Here is a 25,481-nt window from a genome sequence, read left to right as displayed (position 1 = left end):
CGGTTTCGACTAACCGATTTCCTCATGGAGCTCGGGACCGCGGTTCGTCATGACGTTACTCGCCTCACCGAGGAGGACATTTACCTCTTCGCCGAGGGCACGCACACGCGCCTCTACGAGAAGCTCGGCGCGCACCCGATGACCGTGGACGGCGTCCAGGGCACTTGCTTCGGCGTATGGGCCCCGGACGCCGAGCGTGTCTCCGTCGTTGGAGATTTCAATGGCTGGGACCGCGAGGCCCACCCCCTCGCGCGCCGCGGCGGCTCCGGCATCTGGGAGGGGTTCGTCCCGGGCGTCGGGAATGGCACCGTCTACAAGTATTTCATCGCCTCCCGCTTCCATGGGTACGTCGTCGAGAAGGCCGATCCGTTTGGCTTCCGGCACGAGATCCCGCCGCAGACCGCGTCCGTCGTGTGGGACCTCGCGTCGCTCGACAAGGCGCCGCAGAAGCCTCGCCAGAAGCGAACGAGCCACGACAAACCCGTTTCGATCTACGAGGTTCACCTCGGCTCCTTCCGCCGCGTCGTCGAGGATGGAAATCGCCCGCTCACCTACCGCGAGCTCGCGGACGAGCTCCCCGAGTATGTGGCGCGCATGGGCTTCACCCACGTCGAGCTCTTGCCCGTCATGGAGCACCCGTTCGGCGGCTCGTGGGGCTACCAGATCACCGGGTTTTACGCGCCGACCTCGCGTTTCGGCGGCCCCGACGATTTCCTCCACCTCGTGAATGCCTTCCACGACGCGGGCCTTGGCGTCATCCTCGACTGGGTCCCCTCGCATTTCCCCTCCGACGAGCACGGCCTCGGGTATTTCGACGGCACGTACCTCTTCGAGCACGCCGACCCGCGCAAGGGCTATCACCCCGACTGGAAGAGCCTCATTTTCAATTATGGCCGCAACGAGGTGATGAGCTTCCTCCTCTCGAACGCGCATTTCTGGCTCGATCGGTATCGCGCCGACAGCCTGCGCGTCGACGCCGTCGCCTCGATGCTCTACCTCGATTACTCCCGCAAGCACGGCGAGTGGATCCCGAACCGCTATGGCGGCCGTGAGAACCTCGAGGCGATCGATTTCCTCCGCCGCCTCAACGAATCGATCTCCCGCGCCTTCCCGGAGGTCCAGACCATCGCCGAGGAGTCCACCTCCTGGCCCATGGTCTCCCGCCCTGCGTACGTCGGCGGCCTCGGGTTTGGCTACAAATGGGACATGGGCTGGATGAACGACACGCTCAAGTACATGTCGAGCGACCCGGTCTATCGCAAGTTCGTTCACAACCAGCTCACGTTTCGCATGATGTACGCGTTCAGCGAGAGCTTCGTCTTGCCGCTCTCGCACGACGAGGTCGTCCACGGCAAGGGCTCGTTGATCGGCAAGATGCCCGGCGATGAATGGCAAAAGTTCGCCAATCTCCGCCTGCTCTTCGCGTACATGTGGGCCCAGCCGGGGAAAAAGTTGCTCTTCATGGGCGGCGAGATCGCCCAGAAGCGCGAGTGGAACCACGAATCGAGCCTCGACTGGCACCTGCTCGACGAAGGGCCCTACCACGCCGGCATGAAGCGCTTCGTCCAGGCGATGAACCGCCTCTACCGGGAGTATCCCGCCCTGCACGAACTCGACACGAGCCCCGATGGGTTTCAGTGGATCGATTGCAACGACGCCGACCACAGCGTTGTCGTCTTCTACCGCCGCGCCCGCTCCACCGACGCCCTCGTCCTCGTCGCCCTGAACTTCACGCCCATGCCGCGCCAGCGATATCGGGTCGGCCTTCCCCGCGGCGGTCGCTGGAAAGAGCTCGTCTCCAGCGACGCCCTGGAGTTCGGCGGCAGCGGCATGGGCGGCGGCGGCGACGTCGTCGCGGAGAACATCGAATGGCATAGCCGGAAAAACTCCGTCGAGATCACCCTCCCGCCCCTCGGCGCCGTCTTTTTCGTGCATGAGGGACTCGCCGTCTCCGAGCGCCCGCTCGGCGCCGTCCACCTCGGCGAGGACCGCGCCCGCTTCCGCGTCTGGGCCCCGAACGTCGACAAGGTCGAGCTCGTCCTCCAGGGCAACGTCGAGCGCCGCATCCCGCTCGAACCCGAGGCGAACGGCTATCACCAAGCCCTCGTGGACGGCGTCGCCCCCGGCGCGCGGTACCATTACGACCTCGGCGGCGGCAAGCTCCGCCCCGATCCGGCCTCGCGCCTCCAGCCCGAGGGCGTCCACGGCCCGAGCGAGGTCGTGAAGAGTTTCTCCGACCATACCCCTGGCTGGACCGGCCGCCCGCTCGACGAATACGTCATCTACGAGCTCCACGTCGGCACCTTCACCCCCGAGGGCACCTTCGACGCCGCCATTTCGCGCCTCTCGTACCTCCGCGAGCTCGGCATCACGGCCGTCGAGCTCATGCCCGTCGCAGCGTTCCCCGGCGCGCGCAACTGGGGCTACGACGGCGCGTATCCCTTCGCCGTCCAGGCCTCCTACGGCGGCCCCGAGGGCCTGCGCCGCTTCGTCGACGCTTGCCATTCGGAGGGCATCGCCGTCGTCCTCGACGTCGTCTACAACCACCTCGGCCCCGAGGGCACGTACCTCGCCGATTTTGGCCCGTATTTCGCCTCCTATTACCACACGCGCTGGGGCGACGCCCTCAATTTCGACGGAGCGCATTCGGACGAGGTCCGCAGGTTCTTCATCGAGAGCGCGCTCCATTTCGTCACGCAGATGGGCATCGACGCGCTCCGCCTCGACGCCGTCAATGCGATCGTCGACAACGCCCCGCTCTCGTTCCTCGAAGAGCTCGGCGAGGCCGTCCATCGCCGCGCCTCCGAGCTCGGCCGCCTGGTCCACCTCATCGCCGAGAGCGACGACAACGACCCGCGCCTCGTCACGCCCACGTTCCAGGGCGGCCACGGCCTCGACGGCGTCTGGAACGACGACGTCCATCATGCCCTTTTCGCGCTCCTCTCCAGCGAGCGCGTCGGCTACCTCCAGGACTTCGGCCTCGTCGAGCAGCTCGCCAAGACCTTCCGCGAGAATTTTGCCTTTACCGGCGAATACTCCAGATATCGCCAGCGCCGCCGCGGCCGCCCGGCTGCGAGCATCGACCCGCGGCGCCTCGTCACCTTTGTCCAGAATCACGACCAGGCGGGAAATCGCCCGCGCGGCGAGCGCATCTCCGCGCGGGTCTCCTTCGAACAACAGAAGCTCGCGGCCGCCGTCGTCCTGCTCTCGCCCTTCCTGCCCCTGCTTTTCATGGGCGAGGAATACGGCGAAACCGCGCCCTTCCCGTATTTCACGAGCCACGGCGACCCCACGCTCGTCGAGAATGTCAGGAAGGGCCGCGCGAAGGAGATGGCCCGGCTCGGCTATGCGGAAGAGCCGTTCGATCCGCAGGACGAGGCCACGTTCCGCCGCGCCAAGCTCGATTTCAAGCTCCGCACCACCGGGGATCACGCAAAGCTCCTTGCGTGGTACAAAGAGCTCCTCCGGGCGCGGCGCGACATCGGCGCCTTTGCTGCGGAGGGCGGGCGGCAGGCCGTCGCCTTCGAGGACGAGCGCCTCCTCTACGTGCGGCGCTGGAACCGTGATTCCGAGGTCTTCGTGATGTACCATTTCGGCGACCACCCCGTCACCGTCAGCTTGCCCGTGCCCGCGGGCACCTTCCGCCGCTCGCTCGCCTCGTCCGAGGCCCGCTTCGGCGGAAAGGGCGAGACCCACGCCCCCGAGGAAATCACGTCGACGGGCGTCGTCCGCGTCCCCCTCGGCCCGTCCGAGGTTGCGCTTTACGTGAGGGCTCGATGAAGTCTCCCGAACGGTACGTCTGCGTCCACGGCCATTTTTATCAGCCCCCGCGGGAAAACCCCTGGCTCGAAGCCATCGAGCAGCAGGACTCGGCCGCGCCCTGGCACGACTGGAACGCGCGTATCACCGCCGAGTGTTACGCGCCAAACGCCGCGGCGCGGGTCCTCGACGGGGAGGACCGCATCACGCGCATCGTCAACAACTATTCGCGCATCAGCTTCAATTTCGGCCCCACGCTCCTCGGGTGGATGGAGCACCACGCGAAGGAGACCTACCGGGCGATCCTCGCGGCGGACGAGGCGAGCGCGCGCCGCTTCGGCGGGCACGGCTCGGCCATGGCCCAGGCCTACAACCACCTCATCATGCCGCTCGCGAACCTGCGCGACAAGGTCACGCAGGTCCGCTGGGGCATTGCCGATTTCGTCGCGCGGTTCCGCCGCAAACCCGAGGGCATGTGGCTCCCCGAGACGGCCGTCGACACCGAGACCCTGGAGGTCCTCGCGGCCGAGGGCATTACGTTCACGCTCCTCGCGCCTCGCCAGGCCGCGCGCGTCCGACGCATCGGCGGCAAGGAATGGATCGACGTCCGCGGCAGCCGCATCGACCCCTCGATGGCCTACCGCGTCGAGCTCCCCTCGGGCCGCTCGATCGCCGTCTTCTTTTACGACGGTCCCGTCTCCCAGGCCGTCGCGTTCGAGCGCCTCCTCGCCAATGGCGAGCATTTCGCCGGCCGGCTCGCCTCCGCGTTCGACAGCAAGCGCACCTTCCCGCAGATGGTCCACATCGCCACCGACGGCGAGACCTACGGCCACCACCATCGATACGGCGAGATGGCCCTCGCCTGGGCCCTCGGCCACATCGAGGCGCATGGTTTGGCCAAATTGACTAATTATGGCGAGTTCCTCGAACGCCACCCCCCGACGCACGAGGCCGAGATCCTGGAGCGCACCTCCTGGAGCTGCGCCCACGGCGTCGAGCGATGGCGCGCCGATTGCGGCTGCCGTTCCGGCTCGCCGCACGGATGGAACCAGTCCTGGCGCAAGCCCCTCCGCCATGCCCTCGACGCCCTCCGCGACGAGGTCGCGGGCCCCTTCGAGCGCGCGGCCGAGCGCCTCTTCCACGACCCCTGGGCCGCGCGGGACGCCTACATCGAGGTCGTCCTCGATCGCACACCGAGCACCCTCGCCCGCTTTTTCGCGGCGCACGCGACGCGCGCCCTCTCGGCCGAGGAGCAGAGCGAGGCCCTCTCGCTCCTCGAGCTCCAGCGCAATGCAATGCTCATGTACACGAGCTGCGGCTGGTTCTTCGACGACCTCTCGGGCATCGAGACCGTGCAATGCCTCCAGTATGCCGGCCGCGTCGTCGAGCTCGGCGAAGCGCTCTTCGGCCGAAGCCTCGAAGGCCCGTTCCTCGAACACCTCGAAAAGGCCCGCAGCAACCTGCCCGAGATGGGCGACGGCCGCCGCGTGTGGGATCGCTTCGTCACCCGGGCGCGCGTCGATCTCCCGGCCGTCACCGCCCATTTCGCGACGAGCCTCGTCCAGGACGGCCCCCCGAGCACCTATTGTTACGACGTCCACGTCGAGGGCCTCGAAACCCACGAACGCAATGGCGCGAAGCTCCTCCTCGGGCGCACCCGCGTCACGAGCCGCCTCACGCTCGCCTCGGAGTCCCACGACTTCAGCGTCCTTCACCTCGGCGATCACCGCGTCGCGGGCGGCGTTTTGCGGGACCCCGAGGGCGATGACCTCATCGAGCGCCGCGCCGAGCTCGTCCGCACCTTCGAATCGGGCGACATGGAGGGCACGATGCGCCTCTTCTATCGCCGGTGCGACCGCACGATCGACTCGCTCGACGCGGTTTTTCGGGATGATCAGCGCCGCATCGTCGAGCGCCTCCTCGCGCCCACGCTCGCCGAGGTCGAGGCGGCCCAGCGGACCCTCTTCGAGCGATATGCGCCGCTCCTCCGCCGCCTCGCGCCTTTGCGCAGCCCCACGCCGCGCTCCTTGCTCGTCGCGGGCGAGCTCGTCCTCGGCGCCGACCTCTTGCGCGCCGCGGAGCGCGTCCCGCCCGACGTCCTTTCGATGCGGCGCCTCCTCGCGCAGGCCAAAGAACAAGACCTTCATGTCGATCGTGCGGCCGTGACCTTCACGCTCGGCCAGAGCCTCTCCGCGCTCGCCGAGCGCCTTCGCGAGCGGCCCACGGATCCGCTCCTCCTCGCGGATCTCGACATGGCCGTCGAATTCGCCCACCGCGCCGGGTTCCCCGTCGACCTCTGGAAAACACAAAACGTGTTTTACCGACTCGCACATACGATCTACCCCGAGATGCGCACCCGCGCCGACGAGGGCGACGCCGCGGCGCATTCGATGTGCCTCGCGTTCCAGAGCCTCGCCGAGCGGCTCCGCGTCCGCCTGCCCGACGGCGCCGCGCTCCCGCGCCTCCGCTCCTTGCGCGGGGAAGAAATCGAGGAAATCCCGTGAGCACACGCCGGACGCCTTTGAAATCGAAAAAGAAGCCGGCGAAGAAGGCTGCAAAACCGCCTGCAAAACCGCCCGCGAAAGCGCGGGCCCGCATCTCGCGCGCCGAGCCTGCCGACGCCGTGGAGCCCGTCTCCTGGTGGGAAGACTTCTACCGCGTCGTCCGTCGCATCCCGCGCGGCCGCGTCACCACCTATGGCGTGGTCGCCGCCCTCGGCGGACACCCGCGCTCGGCGCGCCACGTTGGATTCGCGCTCGCTGCGCTGAAGGACCCCGACGGGAGCAGCCGCGTCCCGTGGCAGCGTGTCCTCGGTAGCCGCCCTCGCAATCGCGCCGCCGTCACGATTAAAGATCCCATCAGCGGCGCCCTCCAACGCGCACTCCTCGAATCCGAGGGCGTCACCTTCGATGCGCGCGGAAATGTCTCGCTCGAACGTTTCGGCTGGGCGGGCCTCGGCGCGAAGAAGCCTACCGCTGCGCCTCGCAAACGCGCCCGCGCCTGAACCCTCGCTTTCGGTCCGAATCTTGCCATCCTTCGACGCCTGGATGCATTCGTTGCGTCTGTATCCGACGTGGCCTCCGCGCCACCACGACTTTTCATGCATCGAGGCTGGCACACCATGACCCACGCGAAGAACGATTCCCCTCTTTCGCTTGCGCTTTTCACGCGAATTCTGCGCGCCGCGGGGCTCACCGCGGGCGCGGCCCTCGCCGTCTCGGCGGCGGCGTGCGGCGGCAACGTGGTCATTGATGCGGGCACGGGCGGCACGGGCGGCGCGGGCGCCACGGGTGGCACGGGCGGCACGAGCGGCACGGTCGGTGTCGGTGGCATGATGGGCCACACCGTCGTCAGCTCCAGCGTCGGCGTTGGCGGGACGGGCGCGGGCGGTGCGCTCCCCTGTGAGAACCCGCCGCCCCCGAATGCCGAATATCGTTTCCTTTGCCTCGAAGGCTCCGTCGGCGGAAATTGTCCACCCCTCGCCGACGTTCAGAAGGAGCTCATGAAGCAGGTCCACGGCACCGACGAATGCATAGGCTCCGGAACCTGCTGCTATGACGTCCCCGGCGCCGGCTGCCAGGACCTCGCGATCAGCGCGCAATGCTGCTATCACGTCGCCATCATCTTCGAGTCCTGCGAAGGCCGCCCCTTCATCGTCGACGGCGAAGCGCGCACCGCGGAGCCCGCGGCCCGCGTCGATTGGCTCCTGCAAGCCGGGCAAGGTTTGGCCGAGTCGCCCCATCTTTCGAACCTCGACCCCGCCACGCGGCGTGCCCTCGCCGACCATTTCACGCGCGCCGCCCTCTACGAGCACGCCTCCGTCGCCTCGTTCGCGCGGTTCGTCCTCGAGCTCCTCGGCGTCGGGGCTCCGGCCTCGCTCGTCTCCGCCGCGCAAGAGGCCCTGGCCGACGAGGTACGGCATGCCAAACTATGCTTTGGCCTCGCCAGCGCCTACGCGGGCGCGCCCGTGGGGCCGGGCGCGTTGCCCATGCCCGCGCTCGCGATTGGGCGGACCCTCGCCGACGTCGCGCTCGCCACCGCCCTCGAAGGCGCCGTCAACGAGACGCTTTCCGCGCTCGTCGCGGGCGAAGAGGCCCTGCGCGCGACCGATCCCGCGGTGAAAGCCGCGCTCGTTTCGATCGCCGAGGACGAGGCCACCCACGCGGAACTCGCATGGCGTACGCTCGCGTGGGCGCTCGACGCGGGCGGGCCCGAGGTCGCCCGCACCCTCGAAAAGGCATTCACCATGGCCATTTGCCCCGAGCCCGAGGACCTCGTCGCCCTCGGCGCGGACCCGAACAAACTCGCGGCCCACGGCTGCCTCTCCGCCGCGGAAAAACGCGACGTCATGCGCCGCGCCATGGCCGACGTCGTCCTGCCGGCTGCGCGTACGCTCCTCCGCGCGCCGCGCGCTGGCCGGTCAGTGCGAGATGACGCGCACGGACTCGACAATCTGGCGTAACGCCTCCGCGACGCCTTCCGTCTCCGGGTGCCGGACCAGCACATACCCTTCGCCCTCGTAGCTCGCCGAGCGCGGCTCGCCGACCTTGGGCCATTTCACGTCCGTGATCATCCCGCCGAACGCTTGCTCGGCCTCCTCGACCCCCCACACCTCACGCACCACGCCCGGCGCCTGCCCGCGCAGGAACGCCGCGCCCGTCGCGTATTTGCGCTCGCGCGGCGCCTCGAACGTATCGAATGCGATGAGCCGCGCGACTTGCCCGTACATGTCGAAATCGTGGGCGCGCGCGTTCAGGTTCATGAGCTGCGCGCCGCCCGGCCGCGCCGCGACCTCGGAGAGCACGATCCTCCCGTCGTCTTGCCGGAACCATTCCATGTGGCAAATGCCCGTCTCGAGTCCGAGCACCGAGAGTGCCCGGAACCCGAGCTCCCGGATCGCAGCGAACTCCGGCCCGCTGATGTCCCGCGGCAGGAGCACGCACCACTGGATCCACGGATTCTCCACGACTTCGATCGGATTCGGCAGATACCGCGAAATCGAGTGCCAGATCGGCTTTCCCCCGATCACCACCGCGTCGAACGTATGCTCGGCCCCGCCCACGAACTCTTCGAGCAGCACGGGGGACGCAGGGGTAGGCGAGGAGAGCGCGAGCACGCGCTCGAACTCGGCCGTGTCCTTCACGATGAACGTGCTCGCCGAGCCCACGCCGGCCGGCGGCTTCGCGACCAGCGGAAACCCCACCTCGTCCGCGAAGCGCCGCGCCTCGGCCTCGTTCGTGGCGAGGCGATGGCGCGCGCACGGCAATCCCGCCGCGCGCAGCACGTCTTTCATGCGCGGTTTGTCCCGGAAGTTCCGGATCACCTCCGCGCCCGGCCCCGGCAGGCCCAGCACATCACGCGCCTCGGCCACCGCGACCTGCACGAACTCGCTCACGCCGAGCAGCCGGTCGACGGGCGCGACGTTCGCGTGCAGCCACCTCGTCGCCGCCACGAGCTCCGCCGTGTCCTGCACGTTGCTCACGCGAAAATGCTTCACGAGTCGGCCGAGCAGCTCCGCCGGCAGGTTCTCCTCGACGTCCTGGCTCACGACCGCGAGCCGGAGAGCCGGCACGTCGAGCAAGGCGGCGATGAATCGGATGGCGCTCTCGTTGAAGAAAGGCGTGACGAGGACGGCGAATCGCATGGCGGGCGCCACCATACTCCGTTCGTCCCGGTCTTCAAGGCGTCGTTCGTGACGACTGCGTGGCAGCGTCGGCGTCGTCTGCTGGGGCGGTCGCTCCGCCGACCACGATAACCTCCGTGTCTCCCCCCTCGGGAGGCGCCTGCAATCGCGAGAGGAGCTCCTCGTACCGCCGCCGGAGGGCCGGGCGATCCGGCGCGTTCCGTGCCGCTCGGTACCGCGCGTCGAGCGCCCGCTGGAAATCCCCGCGCGTGATCCACGACTCGGCGATCCGATCAAGCGCCGTCGCGTCCTCGGGATCGAGCGCGAGCGCCGCCTCGTAGGCCGCGTGCGCCGCTTCCTTCTCCCCGCGCGCCTCGCGCAACTTTCCGATCGCCACGTGAATCCGCGGGCCGTCCCGCCCGAGCATCACGAGCCTCCGCGCCGCGACCTCGACCCGCGCGAGATCCCCGGCCGCGGCCCCGCGCCGGATTCCCATTTCTTTCTCCCAGGCCGCGCCCGCCCACGCGCCCGCCGCCACGAGCCCCGCCGCGAGGAGCGCCGCCCGCATCCCCCACGCCCCGAGGCCCTTCGCTGCCGGCGCCGTCTGCGGCGTCGCGGTCGTTTGCCCAACGAGCACATTGCCAACCGAACCGTCCCGGAGCTTCCAGATTGCGCCGTCGAGGATGAAGTGATGCACATTCACCGCGGCCGCCACGAGCAGCCCGAGCCCCGATTCGAACGGCAGGATCCCGAGCGCCCCCGGCGCGCAGACGAGGGCGGGGAACACCCAGATCGCCGCGCCCGCGAGTACAGTTGTCCCGAGATACGAGAGCCTCGCCGGCGCCGCCTTGGCCACGCTCCCGGAGGCGCGCGCGTAATGGAACGAGATCCAGAGATATTGCACGCTATGCGCGATCGCGACCCAGATGAACGCGAGCGCCGTCGCGCCTCCCGGACCATAAAGCGCCGGTCGCAAGAAGCCGAGCAGCACGGGCAGGACGAACCACGCCGCCTGGCTCACGACGAGCGCGACCGCCGGCACGAGCCGCGCAATTTCGGCCATCTGCGTGAGCTTCCGGAGCGCGACGCCCGTCACCACGACATACGAAATTCCCGCGACGGCCAGCGCCCCCAGGGCAAACCGCGCGGGAATCCCGAGCGGCGCGAATCGGTAGGCCGCGCTCGCGGCTTGCAGGGGATCGGCCCCGCCCGCGGAGGTCGAGCCGTGGATGTTCACGAAGACCAGCACGAACGAGAGGACGAACGACGTCCAGACGAGCCGCCGGAGCGCCGGGCTCGGCGTGATCCCGCCGCGGCGCAGGAACATCATCACGAGCCCGAAATTCTGCGCCGTGTAATGCCACGGGCTCCACGTGAGATAGAGCGTGATCAGCCACGTCCCGAGCCTCGGCGCGGCGAGCGACCCCGCGAACGCCGCCCAGACCAGGAATCCGAGGGGGAATGCATAGAGAAAATACCGCTTGCGTGCCGATTCCGTCCCATAGACCCGGAGCAACGTCGCCCCGTAATGCGGGATCCCGGTCACGAGCACGACGAGCGGCAGCCACCCTTCGAGCGAGCCCATCGGCGCGCCCGACGCCGCGAGGGCGAGGACGAGCAGCCCATACCCGATCCCGCATCCGAGCAGGAGATCGGGCCACGGACCGAGCAGCCAGGGCCGGGGCGCCGTGACGGCGGTGGACATCGCGGCGCACTCTACCGCGACCGAACCGCCCAGGCCATCCCGCGAATGCGCCGGATCAGCTCCCCTCGACCTCGGCCTTCAGCGCGTCGACGAGCCGCTTCTGGTCGGCGCCCGCGGGCACGCCTTCCTTGGCGAACATCACGCGCCCGTCCTTGCCCACCATCACCACGCTCGTGATTTCGTTCTTCAGCTTGTACGCCGAGCGCATCCCGCCGGTCCAATCGCAATAGACCGTCGTCCCCTGCTTCTTCGTCTCGTCGCGGACGGCGTCCTTGACCGTGCCGCGCGCCGGCCAGAAATCGTAGGGGCTCACATCCGCGACGATCAAGAGCGACACCTTCGACGTGTACGGGCCCGATTTCAGGAGCTTGACGAGGTCGCGCCGGAACGCCTCGCTTTTCGGCGCCGACGTCCGGTCGTCGTAGACGATGACGATCGGCTTGCCCTTCAGCGATTTGATCTCGACCGCCTTCCCGTCGGCGTCCTCGACCCGCGCGTTCGGGGCGACCGCCTGCTCCGACAGCACGGCCAGGGCGGGCGCGCTCGGGAGCGCCGTCGCCGCGAGAAGGGTGATTCCGAAGGCGAGCAGGGTTCGTCGGGCAGAAATCATTGCCCACCAAACAAACCGCTTTTTTCGGAGGCTGTCAAGCTCTCCACGATCGGCCACGAACGGCGTTCGCCCCGGACATCAATTTGCCGTCAGGTAGAAAAAGGCGATGCACATCTCGTCGTTCGTGCCCTGGCCCCAGGTCGTCGTCGTGTCGCGCCGGCGCGTGTCGTACGTGCACGTGATGCGCATCGAGTCGCCCGACGAGAGGTCGATGGGCTTCGTGTAATGGGCGAACCCCTGCCAGTGGAAATCCCAGTTGTTCACGCGGGCCAGGCATTTCTCCTCCCCGTCGTGCGTCGCAGAGACGTGCATCCCCGTCCCGAGCTTGTGCATGTGCGGCCAGAGCCCCCACAAGGTGAGATCGATGGACACGGGCTGGACCGCGGTCTGATCGACGCTCGCTTGCTTCGGCGGCAAGAGGAGGTTCGTGGCCGCGATGCGCTGCACGGTGGCCTCTTTCGGCACATTCCGGGCGACCATGAGGTCGATCCGGGTGCGATCGGCGTGGCGCCCATTTTCTTGATTGTAATGGATCTGCAGGATCGTCTTCCGCCCGGCGCGCATGCGGAGCCCCGTGCCCTCGGGGAAGCGGAGCGCGCCGCTGCCGGGGCCCGCGCCGACGAGCCAGCGCGCGTCGGGCACGTGGATGTCATCGATGCACGAATACCCGAACCCGGGCTCGGCCGCGTCGAGCGCCTCGGCCGTGGCCTCCGATTCCTTTGTGTCGATGGAGAAGAGCGTGAGGTGATGCAGCATCGAGGCGGCCCCCGGGCGCACGTGGAAGCCGGTGATGAACACGTCCTCCGCGAGCCCGGGATCGAGCACGAAGCACCGGTAATCGTCGAATTTCGCGGCGTCCGGGGTGTACGTGTCCTTCATGTCGATCGTCATGTCGACACGATCGAGCTCTGCGAGGGCCCGCGGCGCGGGGGCCGTGCCCTTCGGCGGCTCTCCTTCGGGCGCGCCGGCGCGGGCCCACGCCTCGATCGTCTTGATCTGCGCGTCCGTGAGCCAGCGGCCCTCGACGTACGTGTTGCATTCGCCGCTGTTGTCGAGGACGAACGGGGGCATGCTGCGCGACGTCGTGGAGATGCGGATCGCCTCGGCGGTCCGGCGCGCGTCCTCGTAATCGACGAGGGAAAACGGGGCAATGCCGCCCTCGTCGTGGCAACTCAGGCAATGCTCGGCGAGGATGGGCGCCACATCCTCGTGATACGTGGGGATCCGGAGCGGGGCGCTCGCGTCGTCCTCCTTGCTGCTGCACGCGACCAGCGAAAACATTGAAATCGTAGCCAGAATCCACTGTGTCCGCGTCATCGAGCCCTCCTTGACGGGTCGGGGGCGACCTGCATGGTCTGGCGCGGCCGCTGCACGGCGCGTTCCAGAAGCCGGCGGGCCGACATTTCGTGGCACGGCCCGTGCACAGCTTGCTCGGGAGGGAGGCCTGCCATGGCACACGCGATCATCAAAGAATTCAAGGACTTCGTATCCCGGGGCAACGTGATCGATCTCGCGGTCGCCGTCGTGCTCGGCGCCGCGTTCAATGCCGTCGTCACGACCTTCACGAACGGCATCCTGATGAACCTGATCGCTGCGATCTTCGGCAAACCCAACTTCGACGAGCTCTCGTTCCGGCTCGGCCATGGCGTGATCGAGTACGGGAAGTTCCTGACCGCGGTGGTCAATTTCGTGATCGTGGGATTCGCGCTTTTCCTGTTCGTGAAGGCGCTCAACGCGGCGAGGCGGCCGCGGCCCGCCGCACCTCTGCCGCCCGCGGAGACGGACCACGATCTCCTCGCGCAGATCCGCGACGCGCTGGTCGCGAAGACCCCCTCGCGCGTCTCGTAGGCACGAACCGCGACATCATCGCGCGGAGCTGTGGTACGCTCGCCGCGTGGATCGTTACCGAAGTTTACGCCTCTCCCTCCTCGTCGCGATCGGCGGAGCCGCGTGCTCGGCCTCTCCTCCCGCCTCGTCCGGCGCCGGGGAAGGCGCCGTCGTCGCCATCCCCACGACGCCTTCGAGCGCGACGGCCGAGCCTTCGCCCGAGGGCGAACCCGAGCCGGAAAGGCCGAAGCGTGTCGGCTGGGTGGCCGAGAAAAACGGGAACGTCCACCGCGCGAGCCGCGTGACGTGCGACGCGACGATCGACATCCCCGCCTGCGCGGGCACGGAGATGCGCCAGTCCTGCAAGACGGACGCCGATTGCACGGAGCATCCGCACGGGAAGTGTACGAGCGGGGTGGGGCAGGTCGGCACGTATTGCGGCTGCACGTACGCGTGCGAGACCGACGACGAATGCGGCGCCGGGAAGGCCTGCATCTGCAAGGGCACGGGCGCTTTGCGCGCGCGAAACTCCGTTTGCGGGGAAGCGTCCTGCAGCACGGACGCCGATTGCGGGGGGAGCACCTGTGGGTTGTCGGCGTATCACAATGGTTGTTTCGAGCAGGTCACGCTCGCTTGCCGGACCAAGGAGGACACCTGCAAGAGCGACGCGGATTGCGGCAGCTCGCCGCGGCCCGGAGGATCCTGCGTGGCGATCGGCGCGAAGGGCGCGAAGCCGACCTGGCAATGCGCGTCGATGTCCTGCGTGATCGGCCGGCCTCTCGTCGTGGAAGGCGAGGCCCGCGCCGCGAGGCCACGCGCTCGCGCCGACTGGCGCGCGCCGCTCGTGTTCGATACGGAGAATCTCGATGCAGGGGTGCGCGAGGCGATCGCGGCGCATCACGCAGCGATCGCCGCCATGGAGCACGCCTCGATCGCGAGCTTCGCGCGTTTCTCGCTCCAGCTCCTCGCGCTCGGCGCGCCCGCGGACCTGCTCGCCGAGGCGCAAACCGCCGCGCGCGACGAGGTGGAGCACGCGCGGATCGAATACGCCATCGCCTCCCGGATCGGTGGGCGGCTCACCGGCCCAGACAAACTCCCAGAGGCGACGGCGTGGCTCGCGACGGACGTCGTTTCGTTCGTGGAGTCGCTCGTGGTGGAGGGCTGCGTGGGCGAGACGCTCGGCGCGGCCGAGGGGCAAGAGGTGGCGCGTTTCGTGAAAGACGAGGGCCTGCGGGCCGTGCTCGCGCAGATCGCGGAGGACGAGGCGCGGCACGCGGCGCTCGCGTGGAAGACCTTGCAATGGGCGCTCGACGCGTTCGGCGCCGAGGCGCGCGAGGCCGCCGTGCGGGCGTTCGAGCGGGCCCGAGCGAAACACGAAAAGGATCCCGCGGCCGGGCCCGTGGAAAACGAGGAATTCGGCGTGCTCGGGGCGCGGACGCTCGGCACGCTTCGGCGCGAGGCGCTGCGGGAGGTCGTGGCGCCGTGCTTTCGTCAGCTCGGGCTCGTCGCCTGTTCTTGAGATTCGGCCGGGCGCGAGGCAGACTCCGCGCGTGGCAAGCAAGGGACGACCGTACCGTACGGTGACCGTGGAGGGCTTCGAGGTCCTCATCGGCCGCGGCGCCGAGGACAACGACTACCTGACGTTCGACGTCGCCAAGCCGCACGACGTGTGGCTGCACGTCGCGGGGGGGACGCCGGGGAGCCACGTCGTCGTGCGGAACCCCGATCGCGTCGAGGTCCCTCGTTCGGTCGTGGAGGTCGCTGCCGCGGCGGCCGCCTGGTACTCGAAAGCGCGGGGCGCGCCGAAGGTCGAGGTGCATTTCTGCCGCGCCTCCGAGGTCTCGAAGCCGCGCGGCGCCCCCGCGGGGCTCGTGGAATTGGGGCGCTGGAAGAGCGTCAAGGTGAAGCCCGCGGCGCCCGCGGGCGCGACCGATTGAGGGGGAGGCGGGGGCGGTCGTCCTCAGCTCGCGGTCGAGCAAGGCGTCGACACGGTCAATAAGGGCGTGCGCGGGGTCCGGGAAGGCGTGCGCGGGGTCCGGGAAGGCGTGCGCGGGGTCTGAGAAGCCGTGCGCGGGGTCTGAGAAGCCGTGCGCGGGGTTCGAGAAGCCGTGCGCGGGGTTCGAGAAGCCGTACGCGGGGTTCGAGAAGCCGTACGCGGGGTCTGAGAAGCCGTACGCGGGGTTCGATGAAGCCGTGCGCGGGGTTCGAGAAGCCGTGCGCGGGGTTCGAGAAGCCGTGCGCGGGGTTCGAGAAGCCGTGCGCGGGGTTCGAAAAGGCGTGCGCGAGGTCCGGGAAGGCGTGCGCGGGGTTCGAAAGGGCGTGCGCGAGGTCCGGGAAGGCGTCTACGGGGTCACGCGCCGCCCTCATCCGCCCCGCGAAACCCGTATTTCCGGAGCAACGACCGCAAATGGCTCCGGTCCATCTTCACCCGGCGCGAGGCCTCGGAAATGTTGTCGTGTGTCGCCCGCAAGAGCGCCCGCACGTACCGTCGTTCCCATTGATCCGAGGCCTTTTGCTTGCACACCCGGAAGGGGACCTCGAGGTCGATGTCGTCGTCCCGATCCTTGTCCCCCGGGGCCAGCTCGACGTCGTTTCCAAGCGCAAGGATCGCCGGGTCGTTGAAGAGGACGGCGCGCTCGATCGCGGCGCGCAGCTCGCGCACGTTGCCGGGCCACGATTGACGGCGGAGCGACTCCAGGAGGTCGTCCGGCATGGGTTTGTCGGGGACGAGCTCGGCGTGGAAATGGCGCGCGAGGCGCTCGACGTCGCCGGTGCGCTCGCGCAGCGGCGGGACGTGGATGCGCACCACGTTGAGCCGGTAGAACAGGTCGGCGCGGAACGCGTTGCGGTTGACCTCCGTGCGCAGGTCGCGGTTCGTCGCGGCAATCACGCGGACGTCGAGCTTGACGCGCTGGTTACCGCCGACGCGCTTGACGCTGCGCTCCTCCAGGGCGCGGAGCAGCTTCGGCTGCATGTCGAGAGGCAGCTCGCCGATTTCGTCGATGAAAATGGTGCCGCCCTTCGCCTGCTCGAACGCGCCCGCGCGGTCGGCCTGCGCGCCCGTGAACGAGCCCTTGACGTGGCCGAAGAGCTCGCTCTCGATGAGCGTCGGCGCAATGGCCGCGCAATCGAGGACGACGAACGGCCCCGCGGCGCGCGGGCTCGCCTCGTGAATGGCCGCCGCGAGGACGCCTTTTCCCGTGCCCGTCTCGCCTTCGAGGAGCACCGTGCTGTCGGAGTGCGCGACGCGGGGCAAGGCCGCGAAAATGCGGCGCATGGCCGAGCTTTGGCCGAGCAGCGGGCCGAAGCCGTCCTCGGGGCTCAGCGCCTCACAGATGTCCTCGTTTACCTGATCGACGAGGAGCGTCGTCCGGCCGACGCGCACGCGGGCGCCGGGCTCGACGTACCCCGCGAGGACACGCATGCCCGAGACCCACGTCCCGTTCGACGAGCCGAGGTCCTTCAAGAGATACCCCTCGGGTGTCGCCGAGAGGCTGAAATGGTGGCGCGAGACGGTGGGATCGGGGAGCACGAGGTCGTTTCCCTGGGCCGTTCCGACGGAGACCTCGCGCATCTCGGCGCGGAACGAGGCGCCGGCGCCGGGGCCCTCGATGATGGTGAGCGAGAAGCCGTCGAGGCGCAGCTCCTTGGCCCGGGAATGAAGGGGCAACGTGCTTTTCGCCGACATGGCCGCGGAGCCTACCACGGCGAAGGCCCCGCGTGGGCATCCCGTGGTATCCTCGGAGGGAGGGTGCAATCATGCAAACAGGGAAAGCAGCGCGGATCGCCCTGCTTCTGGCGACCTCGGGCCTCGTGGCCTTCGGCTGTCAGTTCGTCGCCGGGATCGCGGGGCTCGAAGCAACGGACGAACCCGGCGAGGCGTGTGACGAGGCGGCGTGTGGCCCTTATGCCTGCAATGCGGCGGGGACGGCCTGCAATACGAGCTGCAGCCGGATGATGGGGGGGTGCAAGGAGGACGCGGTCTGCGTCGCGCCGATGAACCAGCCCGGGACCTGCAACGAATGCGGATGGTCGGCCATGAGCGGGGTCTGTCCGAGCGCCGAATGTGATTCCTGCGCTGGGAACGTGTGCACGAGGATCTGCGACGCGCCGAACGAGTGCATGCAGTCCGACATGGATGCCGGGACCTTCACCTTGACCCTCGATACGAGAGCAGCGCCCGTCCGGCTCGAGTGCAAGGACCAATGCAACGACATCCTCGTGGGATGCATGGGCGGCTCGCCCTGCGAGATCGTCTGCGAGGAAGGGGGTTGTCAAAACTTGACAGTGAAATGCGGCCCCGACGGCGAGTGCAGCCTCGTCTGCAAGGGCCAGAGCTGCGCGGGCGCGACCGTGGTTTGTGGCGACAACCGATGCTCGGCCACGTGCGACACCGCCGTCGAGATCGAGCAGACCTGCGGCGGTTCGTGTGACTGCACGTCGAACGGATGCCTGTGAACGTCAGAACGTGCCGCGGAGCCCGATCGCAAAAGGGCCGACGAGCGGCATGACGGAGACGGCGCGCGGGGGAGCCTTCTCGTGTTTCGGCGCGAGGGCGATGCCGGCGATCCCCACGCCGAGGCCGAGGACGGCTACGCCAAACCCGATGTTCGAGACGTTCGCCAGGGTATTCGCCGTGGCGAGCGCGTCGGCTTGCCCCGGACACTGCGAGCCGTTGCAATTCGGCAGGATCTCGCTCGCCTCGACCAGCGTGAGGATCCCCGTCACGGCCCCGACGAGCAAGGCCGCGCCGCCGATACCGAACCCCGTGACCAGGAGGACCGTGGAGGCGCTCGGGCCCGTCGGCGCGGGGGTGCGGGGCTCCGGGGGCGGTGGCTTCGTCTGCGCGAGGGGGGGCGAGGGTTCGGGCGGCGGTGGAGGAGGGGTTTCCGCGGGCGGCGGCGCCGGAGCGTCTTCGAGGGCCGGGATCACGACGGGAATCTCGCCCGGCTGCGCGGGCACGAGGATCTCGCCCGTCCAGGACCGTTTGCCCGGTGCCATGGCCGCGACGGTGTGGTTGCCCGGATCGATGGGCAAGGGGACGTTCAGCGCGGCGACGTCGATGGGTTTGTCGTCGAGCTTCATTCCAAGGCCGGCGGGCGGCGTTTCCATGCGGAGGACGACGTAGGCGAGCTTCTTCTTGAGCTCGGCCACGTGGTCGCGCGCGAATTGCTCGCGGTCCTTTTGCCCCTTGCCGCGCGCGAGCGAGGCGGCGGAGGTGTATTCGGCCCAGGCCGTCGCGGTCTTTCCTTCTTTTTCGTGGCAAACGGCGAGGTTCAGCAGCGTGCCGAGCTTCGGGTCGAGGCGCTGGCTCTCGGCGAGCTTGAGGCAAGCCTCGGCATAACGGCCCTGGTCGAGGAGCGCGCGGCCCTGCTGGAAGAGCGCCTCGGCGACCGCGATGGACGCGCCTTCGGGCGATTGCGCGCGCGCCGGGGCGGCGGAGGTCGTCACGCCGAGCGAGAGCAAGAGGGCAAGGGCCCAGCGCTTCATTCGCGCTCCCCGAGGATCGGATCGAGGTTCGGCGATTTCGACGGCATCTTGATCTTCACGGGTTTGGCCGAGCGTGGCGGCGGGGCCGCCGAGGCCGAGGTCGTCGGGGCGGGCGCGGGGATGATTTCCGGCGGCGCGGCGGACGGCGGGGGGCTCGGGATTCGCTCGGGCTCGGGGGATTCGTCTTGCAGACCGGAGCTCGCGCCGGACCCGAAAGGCACGTCGCTCGGGGCGCGTGAGCGCAAAAGGAACGAGGCCGCCCCGCCGAGGGCGGCGATTCCGAGCAGGGCGAAGAGCCACCGGGCGGACGGGCCATTCTTTCGATGCACGCTCGACGAATCGAGGGCGGACATGCGCTCGGTGGACGAAGGTTCGGCGCGCGCGTGGGGCGTCTCGGCGGGGGCTGCGCGGCCGAGCTGCGTGGTGGCGCGAAGTCCTCCGCTTTCGAGCGGGCCGCGGGCGCTCGTGAGGCTCGACGGGAAGGGCAGAGGAGGCGCGAGCCCGAGCGGGGCCGCCTGCGCGACGAGGGCGGCGACGGCCTCGCCCGCCGACGCGGGGCGATTGCGCGGGCGTTTTTCGAGCATCGCGAGGACGGGCGCGTCGAGCGCCGGGGGGAGGTCGGGACAAACGCTCGCCATGGCGGGAGGCGGCTCGGTGTCGTGCTTGAGGACGACGTCCATCGCGGAGTCGCCGGCGAACGGCACGGAGCCCGTGAGCATTTCGTGGATCATCACGCCGAGCGAATAGATGTCGGACCGGGGGTCGACCTTCTTGCCGCGCGCCTGCTCGGGGGACATGTAGAGCGGCGTGCCGAGCAGGACGCCGGAGCCGGTCTTGTGGGCGACGTCGTCGTCCATGAGCTTCGCGATGCCGAAATCGAGCAATTTGGGGAAATGGGAGCCGTCGCGCTCGGCGGCGAGGAAGACGTTTTCGGGCTTGAGGTCGCGGTGCGTGATGCCCGCCTCGTGCGCGGCGTCGAGCGCGGAGGCGACGCCCTGGGCGATCTGAAGGGCCGTCGGGAGGGGCAAGCGGTGCTTCTGCTGGAGGAGCGCGGCGAGGGTCTGGCCCTCGACGTACTCCATCACGAAATAATGCCGGCCGCCGGGGAGCGTGTTGAATGAAAAAATGTCGATGATGTTGCGGTGGCGGATCTTGTTCACCGCGCGCGCCTCGGCAATGAACCGGGAGACGGTCTCCGGATCCGAGGCAAAGCGCCGGTTCAGGACCTTGACGGCGACCTTCTTGCCGATGAGCGGGTGCTCGCCCGCATAGACGTCGCCGAACGTCCCGCCGCCGATCTTGCGGTCGATGCGGTACTCGCCGACCCTCGTGCCGGGCCCGAGCGTGTCGTCCGTCGGGAAAACATCGGGCGATACGAGCGCCGCGTCGTGCGCCGGGCATACGGGCACGTCGTCCTCGTAGCTCGCACGGCACTCCGGACACATTCGCATACGGGGCCGGATGGTACCGTTCCCGGGCGTTCCTTGGCTACACCTTCGAGGAGCGATCGGGCCCACGAAACCACGCTTGCCGTGCCCCGAGGACGCGCCATGATGCGCGAGATTTCCAGGCAGGATGCTTGGAGGACCCATGGCAGGGGAGGGGTACGTGACGAAGAAAGGCCATCCTTTCGTGGTCTTGGGCGCGTGTGTCCTGGGGCTGCTCTCCGGGTGCAGCGACGACGTCGACGGGGCGCATCAGGGCGTCAAGGAGAGGAAGAGGGCCACCGCGGAAATTATGCCCTCGGCGGGCCAGAACGTGATGGGGCTGGCCGTGTTCACCGCGGAGAATGGGCAGGTCGAGCTGACGCTCCAGTTGAATGGTCTCACGCCCGGGGTCCACGCGGTGCATATTCACGAGATGCCTGATTGTGGCATGAACGGAGACAACGCAATGGGGCACTGGAACCCGACGAACGAGGCGCACGGGAAGTGGGGGACGCCGCCGTTTCATCGGGGCGACATCGGCAACGTGACGGCGGACGCGATGGGGAAGGCGTCGCTTTCGTTTCGAACGGATCTCTGGACCCTCGGAGAGGAGGCGTCGCCGACGGACGTGTTGAACCACGCATTCATGGTGCACGCGGACCCGGACGATTTCACCACGCAGCCCACCGGCAATGCAGGCGCTCGGGTTGGCTGTGGCGTGATCAAGCGGAATCCGTAGCCTCGGAGCCCTCCGCGGGGTCGGGCTCGCTCGCGAGCAGCTCCAGCACGGGGGGATCGGGGACGAGGATGAGCGAGGGCGCCGGGGCCGGGAGGGGCGCGGCGATCTCCGGGGGCGCGGGGTTTGGCGCGGCGGCCTCGGGCTTGGGCTTGTGCGTGAAATAAAGCGCCATGCCCGTGAAGAGGCAGCCGCCCACGAAATTGCCGGCCGTGACGGGGAGCTGGTTCTTGAGCCACCAGTCGGCGAACGTCACCTTCGCGCCGAGCAACATGCCGGCCGGAATGACGAACATGTTCACGACGGAGTGCTCGTAGCCGTGCGCGAAAAACACGAGAATCGGTAGCCAGGCGGCGACGATCTTGCCGACGGTCGCCGTGGACGTCATGGCCATGACGACGCCGAGACAAACCATCCAGTTGCAGAGGATGCTGCGGACGAACACGCCCACGAGGCCGGCGAGGCCATACTGCGGGAACTGGGTCTTGGCGTGGGCGATGGCGACGATCTTGTTCGCGACGGCGTCGGGCGGGACGCTGCCCATCATCGTGAGCGAGATCGAGAGGAGCCACGCATAAAAGAGGCTGCCCGCGAGGTTCGCGAAGAATACGACGCCGAAGTTGCGGACGAGCTGCCAGAAGGTGGCGCGCTTGTCGAGCATCGCCATGGGCAGGAGCGCGAAGTTGCCCGTGACGAGCTCGAGGCCGAGCAGGACGATCATCACGAAGCCGACGGGAAAGATGACCGCGCCGGCGACCGGGAGGGTGGTCTGGACGGTCGTGGTGATGGCGAGGCTCGTGGCGAAGCCGAGGAGCGCGCCCGCGAGGAAGCCGCGGATCACGAGGTCCCGGAGCGACGCCGCGGCCTTGGCCGCGCCCGCGTCGAGCATGGTGGAGACGACCTTCGACGGAGCGACGTAGTCCATGAACGGGGCCATCATCACCCGCGCGCGGCGCCCTTGGGAAGCCCCTCGCCGGAGGATCGCGGGAACCCCACCAAGAAACGGCGTGTCGCTCCGTCTATCTGCGGTCCGAGGACCCAAGGAACCGATCGGGTCCGCGGGTGTGATACAACAAACCAGCCATCGAGGTGCACATGAACCCGAAGCGGTGGAGTTCGCGCGTGATTCTGGGGGTGTCGTTGCTCGTCACGGGGGCCGCGTGGGCCGAGACAGCGCCGGCGCCGGCGCCGGACGCAGGAGGCGCAGCGGCGCCGGATCCGGCGGCCGAGGCGGAGGCATTCCTGAAGACGTGGGAGGAGAGCGGCAAGCCCCTTTGCGAGAAGAACGAGCCGGGGTGCGCAGCGGCCGGGCAGGCGCTGGTGAGGGCCGCGGCGGCGTTCGAGGCGGCGCACAAGCGAGACAAGGCGATCGTCGTGCGGAAGATGATCCTCGACCCGAAGAATCGGCTCGAATACACGGAATACGGCAAGGCCGCGGCGCTTCTTCTCGCCGCGAATCTGGAGTCGATCGGCGAATACGCGGAGGCTGCAAGTTATTACGAGTCGGTCGCGCGCAAGTTTCCGCAAATGGAGCAGGCGCCGGCGGCGCTGATGGACGCGGTGGCGCTGCGGGCCGGGCTGAAGGATCAGAAAGCGGCGGTCGAGGACGTCGAGCTGTTCGTGAAGAATTACGGCGCGAAGCAGCCGGAGACGTCGGCGCAGCTCGCCGTGGCAGTCGCGGATTTTCTGGTCCGCGAAGAGAAATGGGCCGACGCGCGCGCATGGCTCGGGAAGTGGAAGGCGGCGGTGGACAAGGCGGGGAGCCTGCAGGAGCGGATCCACGCGCACACGCTGCTCGGGCGCTCGCTGGAGAAGCTCGCCGACAAGAAGGGCGCCGCGAAGGAATACGAGATCGTGCGCGCGGCGTGGAAGGATCCCGAGGCCAGCGTGAAGCAACTCGCGGCGGGGGGCGGCAGCGAGCTGGAGCAAACGCGGCGGCTCGGGCGGTCGTTGACGGACGTGGGCGAGGCGTTGTTTTTCTTCGCCGAGCAAAAGCGGGCCGAGGTCGACGCCATCCGGTATCCCGAATACAAGGGGGCCGCGAGCCGTGACGAGGTGATGAAGCACATCAACACGAAGGTCGTGGATTGGGTGAAGAAGAAGCGGCCGGCGATCGAGGAGGTGGAGAAGGCGTATGCCCAGGTGCTCGCGCTCGAGCCCGTGCCGCCGCCGCGGTGGGTCGTTGCCTCGGCGTCGCGCGTGGGGCAGTTGTGGGGGAAGTTTGTCGCGGAGTTCCGCGCGGCGCCGATCCCGAAGGAGTGGAGGGGCAACGGGCCCGTGCTCGGGACGACGATCACGTACGAGGAGCTGCGGAGAGCTTATTATGAAAAGCTCGACGAGGCGAGCGAGCCCCAGAAGCTACAGGCGAAGAAGTCGTTCGAGGTTTGCGTGAATTACTCGGCGAAGTATCAATACTTCGACCAGTACACGCGGAGTTGCAGCGTGTGGCTCGCGAAGAACTACGGGAAGGAGTACGTCCTCGTGGAGGAGCTCCTCCCGCGTCACGCAGGGGCGAACTTCGTGCTCCAGCCGTCGCCCGTGGCAACGGCCGCGCCCACGCGCTGAGCTTTTCCGCATCCAGCAAGGCCGAGGGCGCGCGCCGGTGATCCCGACGCGCGTCCGGCCGTGCTAGGGAGAGCGGATGACCCCCGACGAACCCTACCTCATGCCCTCCCACGTGAGGCTGCTCGTCTCGGACGTGGCGCGCGCGACGGCGTTTTACGAGGCGCTCGGCTTCTCCTGCGTGAATCGCGATGGCGTGTTCGTGCACCTGCGCTGGGCCCGGTACGCCGATGTGTTCCTCGTCGGCATGCCGGCCGGCGTCGAGCTGCCAGGGCAACGCGGGCTCGGGGTGATCCTGTGCTTCCACGTGGGAGACGAGGTGTCGCTCGACGACCTGCGCGCGCGGGCCGAGGCCAGCGGCGCCGCCGTCGATGGGCCGCGAAACCAGCCGTGGTTCACGCGTGAGCTCGTGGTGACGGATCCGGAAGGGTACAAGCTCGCATTCGTGACGCCGAGCGAGCGCGCGGAGGCGTAGCGCTCACTGGCAAGCGAGTCGGCAGCGCGAGGCGGCCGAGAGGCATTGGGCCTGGCAGGCTTGCCATCGGCCGTACTCGCTGCTCAGGGTCGGCTCGCTGCCGCAGCCACCATTGCATTGTTTCTGCGTGGCGGAGCAGCGGTTGACGCAGGCCGCGCCATTGTCCGGGAGCGCAGGCTTGTCCGTGGTGGCGGGCGTTTTGCGAGGCTGCGTGGCGGGCGCCGCGCGGGTCGGGGCGGGCGCGGGCGTCGGTGTGTCGAAGAGGTCGGAGCCTCCTGCGGGAGGCGCGCCGCCGGCGGAATCCGCGGGGCGCGTGGGGCGGGGGCCCGAGGGCGGACGGCCGATCATGGGGCGCATGCCGCATTGCTCGTAGGCGCTCTTGAAGAGGTCGGTGCCGGGCTCCTCGCTGGGGGCGAGGGGCAAGTCGCAGCCACGCGCGAGGTTGCCGAGGCTGCGGCGGACGGCGTCGGCCGCGAGGCGGGAAGGTCCGCTCTCGCGGAGAGGTCGTTCGCCCTTGGCCATGGCGTCCGTGCCTGCGAGGAGCGGCGCCGGGCCGGCGTTCGAGCCAGCGCGGCCGACGAGGAACGCGCCGACGGAGGCGATGACGATGACGACGGCGGCGATGGCGAAGAGCAAGGTGAAGCGGCGGCCGTCGACGGGTTGCACAGGCTCACGCGGAGCCGTGCCGGGCCAGCCCGGAGCGTAGGGATCCCGGAGGAGCGGAGCTTCGGGGCCGCGCGGAGGTTCGATGACGGTGGGAGCGGGCGCGGAGCCGGCCTCGGGAGCGGTTGCGGGAGCGGGAGCGGCAGCGGGCTCGGGAGCGGGAGCGGGCTCGGCAGCGGGAGCGGGCGCGGGCTCGGGAGCGGGAGCGGGCGCGGGCTCGGCAGCGGGCGCGAGCGGCGCGAGCGGCGGCGGAGGCGGGAAGGCGAGCGCGGCGGCCGGAACTCCGGCGCGGGCGATCGGCGCGGGCCACTCCATCAGCGGCCGCGCTTGCTTCAGCGCTTCGACGAGTCGATCGAGCGAGCCTTGCCGCTCGAAGTGCCGGACGACCTCACGCGCGACGTCCTGGATGCCGCGACCCTCGCCGGGCAGACCGGTCGCGCCGAGGCCCTCGGCGAGCTCGCGTAGATCCTTGGCGCTGAAACAAAGCGTGATGCATCGGCGCACCTCGGCCGGGTCGTAGCTCGGCCGTTCCCCTTGGTCGCTCACGCCGAGGAGCTTACCCCGGCCCGCGGGTCATGGGCATCGGAAGCGCTCCCCCGCCCGT

Annotated in this window: 20 protein-coding genes; 11 read left to right on the top strand and 9 right to left on the bottom strand. The window is 68.9% G+C overall.

Annotated elements, in window-relative coordinates:
* Window positions 1-24: 24 nt before the first annotated feature.
* From glgB to QHF89_RS42310, 4 genes are all read left to right on the top strand, one after another.
* Window positions 25-3,780, top strand: coding sequence for a 1,4-alpha-glucan branching protein GlgB (gene glgB, locus QHF89_RS50280; RefSeq protein WP_136972528.1), 3,756 nt, complete (start codon window positions 25-27; stop codon window positions 3,778-3,780).
* Entirely contained in the window at window positions 3,777-6,263 is a 2,487-nt protein-coding gene (locus tag QHF89_RS42320; protein WP_136972527.1) for a DUF3536 domain-containing protein, read from the top strand. The genes glgB and QHF89_RS42320 overlap by 4 nt, the downstream gene beginning before the upstream one ends.
* On the top strand, window positions 6,260-6,763 hold the full coding sequence (locus tag QHF89_RS42315; RefSeq protein ID WP_284721652.1) for an MGMT family protein: 504 nt from the start codon (window positions 6,260-6,262) through the stop codon (window positions 6,761-6,763). Before QHF89_RS42320 ends, QHF89_RS42315 begins: the two co-directional genes overlap by 4 nt.
* A 117-nt stretch (window positions 6,764-6,880) precedes the next feature.
* Window positions 6,881-8,221, top strand: coding sequence for a ferritin family protein (locus QHF89_RS42310; RefSeq protein WP_136972526.1), 1,341 nt, complete (start codon window positions 6,881-6,883; stop codon window positions 8,219-8,221).
* On the opposite strand, the gene QHF89_RS42305 is transcribed toward QHF89_RS42310, so the two are convergent.
* The 4 genes from QHF89_RS42305 to QHF89_RS42290 all read right to left on the bottom strand — a co-directional run bounded on the left by QHF89_RS42305 (window position 8,180) and on the right by QHF89_RS42290 (window position 12,978).
* On the bottom strand, window positions 8,180-9,403 hold the full coding sequence (locus QHF89_RS42305) for an ATP-grasp domain-containing protein (protein ID WP_284721651.1): 1,224 nt from the start codon (window positions 9,401-9,403) through the stop codon (window positions 8,180-8,182). The genes QHF89_RS42310 and QHF89_RS42305 overlap by 42 nt on opposite strands.
* A 34-nt stretch (window positions 9,404-9,437) precedes the next feature.
* Complete coding sequence (locus QHF89_RS42300) at window positions 9,438-11,087, bottom strand: hypothetical protein (RefSeq protein ID WP_136972524.1); 1,650 nt, start codon at window positions 11,085-11,087, stop codon at window positions 9,438-9,440.
* A 55-nt stretch (window positions 11,088-11,142) separates the two neighbouring features.
* Complete coding sequence (locus tag QHF89_RS42295) at window positions 11,143-11,697, bottom strand: YtfJ family protein (protein ID WP_136972523.1); 555 nt, start codon at window positions 11,695-11,697, stop codon at window positions 11,143-11,145.
* Between the two features lie 78 nt (window positions 11,698-11,775).
* The gene (locus QHF89_RS42290) at window positions 11,776-12,978 is read right to left on the bottom strand and encodes a monooxygenase (RefSeq protein WP_284721650.1); all 1,203 of its coding nucleotides are present in this window, start codon (window positions 12,976-12,978) and stop codon (window positions 11,776-11,778) included.
* A gap of 168 nt (window positions 12,979-13,146) precedes the next feature.
* Between QHF89_RS42290 and mscL the strand changes: the two genes are divergently transcribed.
* From mscL to QHF89_RS42275, 3 genes are read left to right on the top strand one after another with little or no spacing between them, the layout of a single operon-like run.
* On the top strand, window positions 13,147-13,545 hold the full coding sequence (gene mscL, locus QHF89_RS42285) for a large conductance mechanosensitive channel protein MscL (RefSeq protein WP_284721649.1): 399 nt from the start codon (window positions 13,147-13,149) through the stop codon (window positions 13,543-13,545).
* A 46-nt stretch (window positions 13,546-13,591) separates the two neighbouring features.
* Window positions 13,592-15,043, top strand: a complete 1,452-nt coding sequence (locus QHF89_RS42280; protein WP_136972521.1) for a ferritin-like domain-containing protein — start codon at window positions 13,592-13,594, stop codon at window positions 15,041-15,043.
* A 31-nt stretch (window positions 15,044-15,074) separates the two neighbouring features.
* Window positions 15,075-15,461: an NFACT RNA binding domain-containing protein gene (locus QHF89_RS42275; protein WP_136928666.1), complete on the top strand. Its 387-nt coding sequence runs from the start codon at window positions 15,075-15,077 to the stop codon at window positions 15,459-15,461.
* A 413-nt stretch (window positions 15,462-15,874) separates the two neighbouring features.
* Here the strand turns inward: QHF89_RS42275 and QHF89_RS42270 are convergent, their stop codons facing one another.
* Window positions 15,875-17,212, bottom strand: coding sequence for a sigma 54-interacting transcriptional regulator (locus QHF89_RS42270; protein WP_136972520.1), 1,338 nt, complete (start codon window positions 17,210-17,212; stop codon window positions 15,875-15,877).
* A 71-nt stretch (window positions 17,213-17,283) separates the two neighbouring features.
* Here QHF89_RS42270 and QHF89_RS42265 point away from each other — a divergent pair, with 71 nt between their 5' ends.
* A complete protein-coding gene (locus QHF89_RS42265; RefSeq protein ID WP_136972519.1) occupies window positions 17,284-17,982 on the top strand; it encodes a hypothetical protein in 699 nt (232 codons plus the stop codon).
* 3 nt (window positions 17,983-17,985) lie between these two features.
* On the opposite strand, the gene QHF89_RS42260 is transcribed toward QHF89_RS42265, so the two are convergent.
* Entirely contained in the window at window positions 17,986-19,014 is a 1,029-nt protein-coding gene (locus tag QHF89_RS42260; RefSeq protein ID WP_284721648.1) for a tetratricopeptide repeat protein, read from the bottom strand.
* Complete coding sequence (locus QHF89_RS42255) at window positions 19,011-20,423, bottom strand: serine/threonine-protein kinase (RefSeq protein WP_284721647.1); 1,413 nt, start codon at window positions 20,421-20,423, stop codon at window positions 19,011-19,013. The genes QHF89_RS42260 and QHF89_RS42255 overlap by 4 nt, the downstream gene beginning before the upstream one ends.
* A 199-nt stretch (window positions 20,424-20,622) precedes the next feature.
* Here QHF89_RS42255 and QHF89_RS42250 point away from each other — a divergent pair, with 199 nt between their 5' ends.
* A complete protein-coding gene (locus QHF89_RS42250) occupies window positions 20,623-21,180 on the top strand; it encodes a superoxide dismutase family protein (RefSeq protein ID WP_284721646.1) in 558 nt (185 codons plus the stop codon).
* Here the strand turns inward: QHF89_RS42250 and QHF89_RS42245 are convergent.
* Window positions 21,164-22,102, bottom strand: a complete 939-nt coding sequence (locus QHF89_RS42245; RefSeq protein WP_136972514.1) for a formate/nitrite transporter family protein — start codon at window positions 22,100-22,102, stop codon at window positions 21,164-21,166. The genes QHF89_RS42250 and QHF89_RS42245 overlap by 17 nt on opposite strands.
* Before the next feature lie 170 nt (window positions 22,103-22,272).
* Here QHF89_RS42245 and QHF89_RS42240 point away from each other — a divergent pair, with 170 nt between their 5' ends.
* On the top strand, window positions 22,273-23,742 hold the full coding sequence (locus tag QHF89_RS42240) for a tetratricopeptide repeat protein (RefSeq protein WP_136972513.1): 1,470 nt from the start codon (window positions 22,273-22,275) through the stop codon (window positions 23,740-23,742).
* A gap of 76 nt (window positions 23,743-23,818) precedes the next feature.
* Entirely contained in the window at window positions 23,819-24,214 is a 396-nt protein-coding gene (locus tag QHF89_RS42235) for a VOC family protein (RefSeq protein WP_136972512.1), read from the top strand.
* 3 nt (window positions 24,215-24,217) lie between these two features.
* Here the strand turns inward: QHF89_RS42235 and QHF89_RS42230 are convergent, their stop codons facing one another.
* Complete coding sequence (locus tag QHF89_RS42230) at window positions 24,218-25,423, bottom strand: hypothetical protein (RefSeq protein ID WP_136972511.1); 1,206 nt, start codon at window positions 25,421-25,423, stop codon at window positions 24,218-24,220.
* Window positions 25,424-25,481: the final 58 nt, after the last annotated feature.

The organism is Polyangium sorediatum (genome assembly GCF_029946465.1).
Taxonomy (GTDB): Bacteria; Myxococcota_A; Polyangia; order Polyangiales; family Polyangiaceae; genus Polyangium; species Polyangium fumosum.
Note: the sequence above shows the minus strand (reverse complement) of the source record. Positions and strands in the feature narration are given on the sequence as shown.

Bases quoted from the DNA above. Each gene is read 5' to 3' on its own strand.
- glgB (WP_136972528.1), top strand. From the start codon at position 25: ATGGAGCTCGGGACCGCGGTTCGTCATGACGTTACTCGCCTCACCGAG.
- QHF89_RS42320 (WP_136972527.1), top strand. From the start codon at position 3,777: ATGAAGTCTCCCGAACGGTACGTCTGCGTCCACGGCCATTTTTATCAG.
- QHF89_RS42310 (WP_136972526.1), top strand. From the start codon at position 6,881: ATGACCCACGCGAAGAACGATTCCCCTCTTTCGCTTGCGCTTTTCACG.
- QHF89_RS42305 (WP_284721651.1), bottom strand. From the start codon at position 9,403: ATGCGATTCGCCGTCCTCGTCACGCCTTTCTTCAACGAGAGCGCCATC.
- QHF89_RS42300 (WP_136972524.1), bottom strand. From the start codon at position 11,087: ATGTCCACCGCCGTCACGGCGCCCCGGCCCTGGCTGCTCGGTCCGTGG.
- QHF89_RS42295 (WP_136972523.1), bottom strand. From the start codon at position 11,697: ATGATTTCTGCCCGACGAACCCTGCTCGCCTTCGGAATCACCCTTCTC.
- QHF89_RS42290 (WP_284721650.1), bottom strand. From the start codon at position 12,978: ATGTTTTCGCTGGTCGCGTGCAGCAGCAAGGAGGACGACGCGAGCGCC.
- mscL (WP_284721649.1), top strand. From the start codon at position 13,147: ATGGCACACGCGATCATCAAAGAATTCAAGGACTTCGTATCCCGGGGC.
- QHF89_RS42270 (WP_136972520.1), bottom strand. From the start codon at position 17,212: ATGTCGGCGAAAAGCACGTTGCCCCTTCATTCCCGGGCCAAGGAGCTG.
- QHF89_RS42265 (WP_136972519.1), top strand. From the start codon at position 17,284: ATGCAAACAGGGAAAGCAGCGCGGATCGCCCTGCTTCTGGCGACCTCG.
- QHF89_RS42260 (WP_284721648.1), bottom strand. From the start codon at position 19,014: ATGAAGCGCTGGGCCCTTGCCCTCTTGCTCTCGCTCGGCGTGACGACC.
- QHF89_RS42245 (WP_136972514.1), bottom strand. From the start codon at position 22,102: ATGGACTACGTCGCTCCGTCGAAGGTCGTCTCCACCATGCTCGACGCG.
- QHF89_RS42240 (WP_136972513.1), top strand. From the start codon at position 22,273: ATGAACCCGAAGCGGTGGAGTTCGCGCGTGATTCTGGGGGTGTCGTTG.
- QHF89_RS42235 (WP_136972512.1), top strand. From the start codon at position 23,819: ATGACCCCCGACGAACCCTACCTCATGCCCTCCCACGTGAGGCTGCTC.